Genomic DNA, 7,216 nt, shown 5'->3' on the forward strand with positions numbered 1-7,216 from the left:
GTTCCCTGAAAACTTAAGAGTATACATTTCGCTCGCTCTCTTACTTGATGATGTTTACTAGCTCGATAAATTCTCTCTAGCATTTTCTGGCTCTCGGGGTTTAGGTCTCTAATCAATCTCATTGTATTTTCCTGCTGCTTCGTTTTTTTATGTATTATACTTCTTAATTTTTTATTTGGGTAATTAATTTTGCATGACTACTTATTAAAGACTGATTATTTATTCCCCCTTTTGCCTCTTGCCTCTTGCCCTTTGCCTGTCCTGATAAGTAGCCTATATTCAACGGATTTAGTATCATCTATCTGAGAAAGTCCGTAATTTAACCTTGTAACAAATCTTAACTAAAAACAGTTGACGAAAACTAGATAATCCTCTAGTATCGGGGAGTATGATTGCCACGCGCAATTAGCATTATTCAGCCAGCAAACATATTAGCAGACTGCCTTTTGCCTTGGGCGTAGCACTTATACGAGCTTTGGAAGCCGAATAAAAAAATATCTTAGGAGGCAAAAATGCGTTCACAATTTACTGACATACTTGGTTCACATAAAAACTGGTTAATATCAGGAATCGCAACTTCCTTAATGTTGGCAACTGTTCCGGTGCAAGCGGCAATAATTAAAGCAGAAGTTGATTGGAAGCTTGCGGGAATTACGCGACCAGGTTCTCCCGATATTGACGGACCAGCAACCAGTGGTTATGTAGATGTCTTGGCTGGGGACAATGATGTCCCTGGTAACGGTGTCTTTTATCACACCTACGGTGATGTCACTGGCAATTTTGGGTCACGGGTTTCCGGTGATGGCAACTATGACATTACTGGATTGTTTACTTATAAAGATACCTTTGTCAACCCAAATCCTTTCCCTTCTCCGGCTACTTTTACCTTTACGATCATTCCGGGAGAACTGAGCGCTTATATTTCTCCCAGCTATACACCCACAAGCGGACAGGGGTTATTCGCTCGCTACGAAATTGACATTCGACTCAATGGGACATCCATCTGGGACAGTAGTGCCGAGCTTCAATACAACGGTGGGACTAATACATTTTCTTTTGCCGATACAGGTACTCACTCTTTAGGGGGTACTCTTAGTCCTCTTACTCCTACTACTTCCTACTCCTACTTTTTTGGCCCTGTCACCACGACTATTTCTCTAGGTACTTTTGCGCCGGGGGAAACAAAACTGTTCGAGTACGATCTAAAAACCATCGCAACGGGCAATTTACCTACTACTTGTACAGGTAGTCCTAATGGTGGAAATCATCCTAACGAGCCTAATGGACAAGTCGGTAATTTTGCCACCGGTCCGAATAATGGAACCGGACAACAGGAAGCACCGTGTGGTGGCTCTATTGCTCGTAGTGGTGATCCTTTTCATCCTAACTTCCCTAGTGGCAGCCCCCCTGGAACGATTACAGTTACAGGAGTACAGTCAACAGCGATACCAGAACCCAGCAATCTTTTATCACTTTTGGTATTAGGAGGGGGAATTGGCGGAAGTTCAATCCGGCGTTGGTATCGCCGCAAAAATAGCAATTCTTAGAAGAATATTTGGGGCTGGCACGGGGGGCAAATCGGTGTCAACTCAAGAAAAAATGATGATTTTTTCTTGAGTTGCGAGGGGGGAAACTCTTGATAAATCTTGTAACCCACATTCCGCACCCTCAATGAGAAGCTGATCACTGATCTGGTTTTACTCAACCAACTTCTTCAGCAGGGCATCCACTTCCTCCAGGCCAGATTGATTATTTTTCAGCACATAAACCGCTCGCGCTTGCTTAAAAGCTTCCTCCGCCTCTGTTTTTCGTCCCCGGCCCGCGTAGGCCCGACCGAGATTAAGATAGACATCGGCGTTATTGGGGGCGATTTCGGCCAAATCTTGATAGGCGATAATTGCTGCAAGATAATCTTTTCTGGCCAGATGGATGCGACCGATTCCCGCTTGTGCTTCCAACGATTGGGGCTGCAGGAAAACAGCGCGACGATAAAAGGGGAGAGCCTCGTCAAAACGCTCTTGTTTTTCGAGTAAAATACCTATTTTTAGCTGAATTAAAAAATTTCCTGCATTGTGTCGTTCTATTTCTTTTAAAATCTGGGTTCCGCCATTTAAATCGCCCTGTTTGAGCAAAAGGCTGGCCAGTTGCAATCTTAATTCACTATTGTTAGGGAATCTTTGTAGGGATTTTTGGAGAAAATCGAGGGCTTCGGTGCTTTTATTCTGTTCGATCAAAGCTTTACCCATGATTTCATGGGCTTGCTGATTATTGGGGTCGAGAGCTAAAACCCATTGGTAAACTTCGCCCGCTTTTGCATAGTTTTTTTGCCGTAATAATACCACCCCTAAACCGAGGTAGTGTTGGACGTTTTTCGGTTCTATTTGAATAGCGTAGTAGTAAGCGGTGGCTGCATTGTCATAATCACCGATATTAGCCAAACTATAACCGAGAGCATGGAAAAAGTCGGGATTACTCGGATCGAGACTTAAAGCTTTTTGGTATGCTTGGGCGGCGGCGTTATAATCCCCTTGCCGCGTTTGTAAAAAGCCGATCCCAGAGAAAATTTTGGCATTATTGCCATCAAGGGCGGCAGCCCGCTCGTAAACGGCTATAGCTTCCCCATAATTGCCATTTCTGACCAATTGCCGCGCTTGACGCAGTAGTTCGTTAACCTGTGAATTCCTGCTCACGATTGCCCCCCCCGGATTATCGGCGATCGCAATTGAGGGAAAGAAACAGCCCCCCGCGAGGAGACTGACGAGCAAGATTAAACGGGTAAATTGTTTCATCGCTTTACCTTTGTTAACGATTCTTAATTAAAGTTTATTGTAAATGGTATTGACAAAAATCAACTATTCTGTATCACCCTTGAACAAGATTATTGCGGGCCTCTTGGGCGACTTGGGCACTTTTGTCGCTAGTTAACTGGGTCAAAACAGCGATCGCATCTTCCCCCCCTAAACGACCTAAAGCTTGAGCGAGACGATAGCGCAGTTGCCAATCATCATCACTAGCCAAGGGAACAAGTAAAGAGACGGCGCGAGGGTCGCCTAGTTCCCCAAAAGCGCTAACGGCGGCCGTTTTTACCAATTCATTATCGGAGTTTAGGGCGATTTCCAGCAGTTCAAAGCCCCGGGGTTCCCCCAATTCGCCCAAAGCTGCCACAATGCTAAATTGAATTAACCAGTCGGAGGATTGTTGATAGACGGCCACCAGATCATCGTAGGCTGCCGTTAATTTTAACCCCCCGATCGCATCGGCCGCGGCTGCTTTCACGTCTGCTTCGGGATCATTTAACAAACGATCGCGTAGAATAGTTAAGGCCAGATCAGGATTCTGACGACCGAGGATATCTAGCTGACTTACCGCCGAATAACGCACCCTAGCGTTACTATCGTTAATTACAGGCTGTAACATCTCGAAGGCGATTTCTGGGGCTAAATAACGCAGTTGATTAACTCCCGATAAGCGATCGCCATAATCATCGGAATCGAGCAGTCGTTGCACGGATTCAGGGGAATAATTCATAATTTGATGACACCCTTAACAATTGGACTGGTATTAATTGTCCCATGAATAGTTATCGACTCCTGACTATCTCGATCATCTTTAGTTCCCCGGTTTTTTGGGGCTGTAGTCCTCCCTCTCCCCTGACAAAAGAACCGACAGCCGAGATGCTCGTTTCTCCTTCTCCCAGTCCGATTATTTCGCCATCGGACATTAAATCGGCTAATCGTTATCGTCAATTGGGATTACAGTATCGTCAACAGGGAGATTTTATCAAAAGTATTGAGGCTTTAAAAAAATCGCTACAGTTAAACCCCAATCATCTAGACGGGAGAGTAATTTTAGGTTGGACACAACATCTAGCTAAACAACCTTTAGCGGCACGAACAACCCTCGAAGAAACGATAAAAATTGCCCCCGATCATCTGGCTGCCTATAATGCTTTGGGAATTGTTTATCTAGTGGCTGGTGATCTTGAAAAAGCCGTAGTCACTCATACTAAAGCCGCTAATTTAAAACCCGATAATGAAATCGCCTACTATAATTTATCCCTTGCCTATCATCGTTTAAAAGATTTTAATTCCGCTATTACTAACGCAGAAAAAGCAGTTAAATTAGAGCCAAATAATCCCCATCCTCTTGTAGCTTTGGCAATAATTTATTTAGATCAAGGTGATAGTAAAAAGGCGCAAGATACCTACAAAAAGGCTAGGGATTTAGACGGTCGTTATCGAGAAAAATGGTTTCTGGCACACCTGAAAGAAGCGGGTTTTAGTCAGGAGCAAATTAAATTAGTCGAAAAGTTACTATCCGAGATTTAAAAGTTAATATTTCCCCTTAGGATGCCTGTCGATGTCCCAGTTTTAGGAAAATAGTTTCTAAATCTTCGCGGCAAGTATAAAACTCGCTTAAGGTCAGGCCAGAAACCACTAAAGATTTCAACAATTCGGCACTATCTTCTAGGGTTCCCGTAAATCTAACCCGGAGAGTATTAGTATTAATAATTCTTTGCCAACTTTCCACAAAAATACATTGTTTAAGAGCAGTTTCTAAGGTTTCTAAATTACCTAGAGTCGTAATCTGCAAGTATTGGCTGGCTAGACGTTGATTTAATTCCTCTAAAGAGGTACTTTCCACTAGATAACCTAATTCCATGATGCCCACAGAACTACAAAGTTCCGCTAAATCACTAAGGACATGGGAGGAAATTAAAATAGTCATACCTGCCGATTGTAAGACTTTAATAATCTCACGAAATTGTAGGCGAGCGATCGGGTCTAATCCAGAAACTGGTTCATCGAGAAGTAAAATTAAAGGTTCATGGATAATCGTTCGAGCTAAACTTAAACGTTGTTTCATTCCCCGGGACAAAGTAGCGATCAAATTATGGCTTTTATTGGTTAATTGTACCAGTTCTAGAACCTCATAAATGCGGCGATGACGTTGGGAGCGAGGGATATGATAAAGACGGGCAAAATAATCCAGATAATTCCAGACATTTAGGTCATCGTAGAGGGGAAAATTATCGGGTAGATAACCTAAATTTCTTTTCAGACGGGGATTACTCTCATCTCTGAAAAGACGTTCTCCGTGCAGATATATTTCTCCGGTTGTCGGTTCTTCCGCTGCCGCTAACATCCTAATTAAAGTGGTTTTTCCTGCTCCATTTGGACCGATTAACCCATAAACTTCCCCCGCTTCAATCTGCAAATCCACTTGATTAACGGCCCCATGGCGGTCAAATTGTTTGGTTAAACCAAAGGTAGCAATGGCTAATTCTGGTGCGTTCATAAAGTTTTATTAGTGGGATTGCTGACAAACTGGCCACCACATTCTTAACATTAATGTTTGGGGTTCCCATTATCAATAGAACCATTCTTGATGGTATGGTGAGAACCACCACTAGGACAAGGCAATACAGGCGAAGAGGTGATTTTGTTCTGTGTTATACTGATATTTGAGTAAGCCAGACACGAACCACAAAAAGATATTGATCGGAAAACTCATCATCAAGCTAGAGGTTTAAAGACCGATGTGATCCGATGATTTTTATTAATGAATATTTTACACAGTTCATACCAGATAAGCAAGAGGGCTACGCCACTACCACCAAATCCTTATCCTACGCTATTGTACCCCCGAAGGGGAATTAGTTCCCGCTCCTCTAGAAGCGGCACAACAGGCAGAAAGCCGCAAAATTAACGGCTAAACTGGGGGAATTGGGCATAAATCCCCGATAAAATTGCTAATTATCCGATGATTTCTGGATTTAATCCCATGTATAGACGAGAATTACTGCAATTTATTGGCTCTCAGGCTCTTTTTGGGGCTATTAATCCAGAATTTGCTTGGAATTATCAAAATATTGACCATTGGGGCGAATTATCAAGGAATTATCGCCTCTGCACCACGGGAAAGCAACAAACACCGATCGATCTGAGTATAGTGACTGAAAAAGAGCTATACCACCCCACCTTTAATTATCGTCCTGTACCCCTAAAAATTCGCCATAACGGTCGTACAATCTTAGTTAAGACCGAAAAATGTGGAAATATGAGTTTTCACGGCGAAAACTGGGATTTGTTGCAGTTCCATTTTCATCACCCCAGCGAACATCAGATTAAAGGTCAGTCTTTCCCTCTAGAAATTCATCTAGTGCATCGAAATGGGAGGGGAAATTTAGCAGTTGTGGGCATCTTAGCCGAAATTGGCGCACATAATCCCTATTTACAAACCATTTGGGCTTATTTGCCCCAAGAACCTTCTCCTGAAATGATTATCCCCGATACTTGGGTCAATGCCGGGCTTTTGCTGCCAGAAAATAGGGATTTTTATGAATATCGGGGGTCTTTGTCCACTCCCCCCTGTAGCGAGGATGTTCTCTGGTTAGTCTGGCAAAATGCGATCAAAATTTCTCCCCAACAACTGCAACAATTGGCCGCAATTTTGCCCCGTAATGCGAGGAATATTCAACCCTTAAACGGGCGATCTATCCTGCATTCCTAGGCGAAATTGTCGGCATTTTGGCTAATTTAGATAATTTTATTGACTTTTAGACCAAAAATGGTAAATAACTCAGGAATACGCTCAATAACTAAAGCTTCGGTGGCTGTCCAGTCACTTTCCTTCGTGGCTAAAACCCCTAGAACACTCAGAGGAACCTGTAAAAATAGGTGACTTAAGAGGAGAGCGATCGCAGCGATGACTAAACCTAAAAGCCGCCATTGGGGGAGATAGGCGGCCACGGCAGCCGCTAGAGGGGCAAAATTATAGATAGGCCAAGCGATGAGAATTAGGAGGACGACTCCCAAAAGAGTCAGAAGACGATGGCGAGGACGTTTAAAAAGAGAGAGAATTTTTAACTGTTCGGGGGTGAGTTGACTAGGTTTTAGGGCAACCAACAAAAGACTAAATATATCAAAAGGTTTTGTCCACTGCATCCAAAAGACGGGGACGATGGCGATCGCTCCCAGAAATAGCCATTCTAGCCAAAGAAAAGGCAAGGGATCACCCACAGCTAAACCAATCCAAGCGATTTGTAAAAAGATTGGCAAAGCCGCTAACCCTGCCAGATGAATCCACAAAAAAGGTTCTGATTTCATAGAGGGAAATGATAATTATAAATTATGAATTATGAATTATGAAGTGGGGAGATGGGGGAGTGGGGGAGTGGGGGAATTATGAATTATGAATTATGAAGTGGGGAGAT

The 7,216-nt window shown here is 43.2% G+C and carries 7 protein-coding genes and 2 pseudogenes; 3 read left to right on the top strand and 6 right to left on the bottom strand.

Annotation, left to right across the window (positions count from 1 at the left end):
- A pseudogene (locus tag ACE1AQ_RS06265) lies at positions 1–122 on the bottom strand (IS630 family transposase); the annotation flags it as partial.
- 390 nt (positions 123–512) lie between these two features.
- Here ACE1AQ_RS06265 and ACE1AQ_RS06270 point away from each other — a divergent pair.
- On the top strand, positions 513–1,547 hold the full coding sequence (locus ACE1AQ_RS06270; RefSeq protein ID WP_008203464.1) for a PEP-CTERM sorting domain-containing protein: 1,035 nt from the start codon (positions 513–515) through the stop codon (positions 1,545–1,547).
- Between the two features lie 150 nt (positions 1,548–1,697).
- On the opposite strand, the gene ACE1AQ_RS06275 is transcribed toward ACE1AQ_RS06270, so the two are convergent.
- The gene (locus ACE1AQ_RS06275) at positions 1,698–2,789 is read right to left on the bottom strand and encodes a tetratricopeptide repeat protein (protein ID WP_008203463.1); all 1,092 of its coding nucleotides are present in this window, start codon (positions 2,787–2,789) and stop codon (positions 1,698–1,700) included.
- Between the two features lie 73 nt (positions 2,790–2,862).
- Positions 2,863–3,528 (bottom strand): phycobilisome degradation protein NblB, encoded by a 666-nt coding sequence (nblB, locus tag ACE1AQ_RS06280; protein WP_008203462.1) that lies wholly within the window; start codon positions 3,526–3,528, stop codon positions 2,863–2,865.
- A 44-nt stretch (positions 3,529–3,572) separates the two neighbouring features.
- Here nblB and ACE1AQ_RS06285 point away from each other — a divergent pair, with 44 nt between their 5' ends.
- Positions 3,573–4,328, top strand: coding sequence for a tetratricopeptide repeat protein (locus ACE1AQ_RS06285; RefSeq protein ID WP_008203461.1), 756 nt, complete (start codon positions 3,573–3,575; stop codon positions 4,326–4,328).
- A gap of 16 nt (positions 4,329–4,344) precedes the next feature.
- Here the strand turns inward: ACE1AQ_RS06285 and ACE1AQ_RS06290 are convergent, their stop codons facing one another.
- Together ACE1AQ_RS06290 and ACE1AQ_RS06295 are read right to left on the bottom strand one after the other, a co-directional pair.
- The gene (locus tag ACE1AQ_RS06290) at positions 4,345–5,298 is read right to left on the bottom strand and encodes an ABC transporter ATP-binding protein (RefSeq protein WP_106909327.1); all 954 of its coding nucleotides are present in this window, start codon (positions 5,296–5,298) and stop codon (positions 4,345–4,347) included.
- Positions 5,299–5,351: 53 nt separating this feature from the next.
- A pseudogene (locus ACE1AQ_RS06295) lies at positions 5,352–5,514 on the bottom strand (ISNCY family transposase); the annotation flags it as partial.
- Between the two features lie 270 nt (positions 5,515–5,784).
- Between ACE1AQ_RS06295 and ACE1AQ_RS06300 the strand changes: the two are divergent.
- Positions 5,785–6,513, top strand: coding sequence for a carbonic anhydrase (locus ACE1AQ_RS06300; protein WP_110545883.1), 729 nt, complete (start codon positions 5,785–5,787; stop codon positions 6,511–6,513).
- Between the two features lie 26 nt (positions 6,514–6,539).
- Here ACE1AQ_RS06300 and ACE1AQ_RS06305 read toward each other — a convergent pair whose 3' ends face one another.
- Positions 6,540–7,109, bottom strand: coding sequence for a low-complexity tail membrane protein (locus tag ACE1AQ_RS06305; protein ID WP_106909326.1), 570 nt, complete (start codon positions 7,107–7,109; stop codon positions 6,540–6,542).
- Between the last annotated feature and the right edge of the window lie 107 nt (positions 7,110–7,216).

Origin of the sequence: Microcystis sp. BLCC-F209, from assembly GCF_041928595.1 — a bacterium.
Classification (GTDB): domain Bacteria; phylum Cyanobacteriota; class Cyanobacteriia; order Cyanobacteriales; family Microcystaceae; genus Microcystis.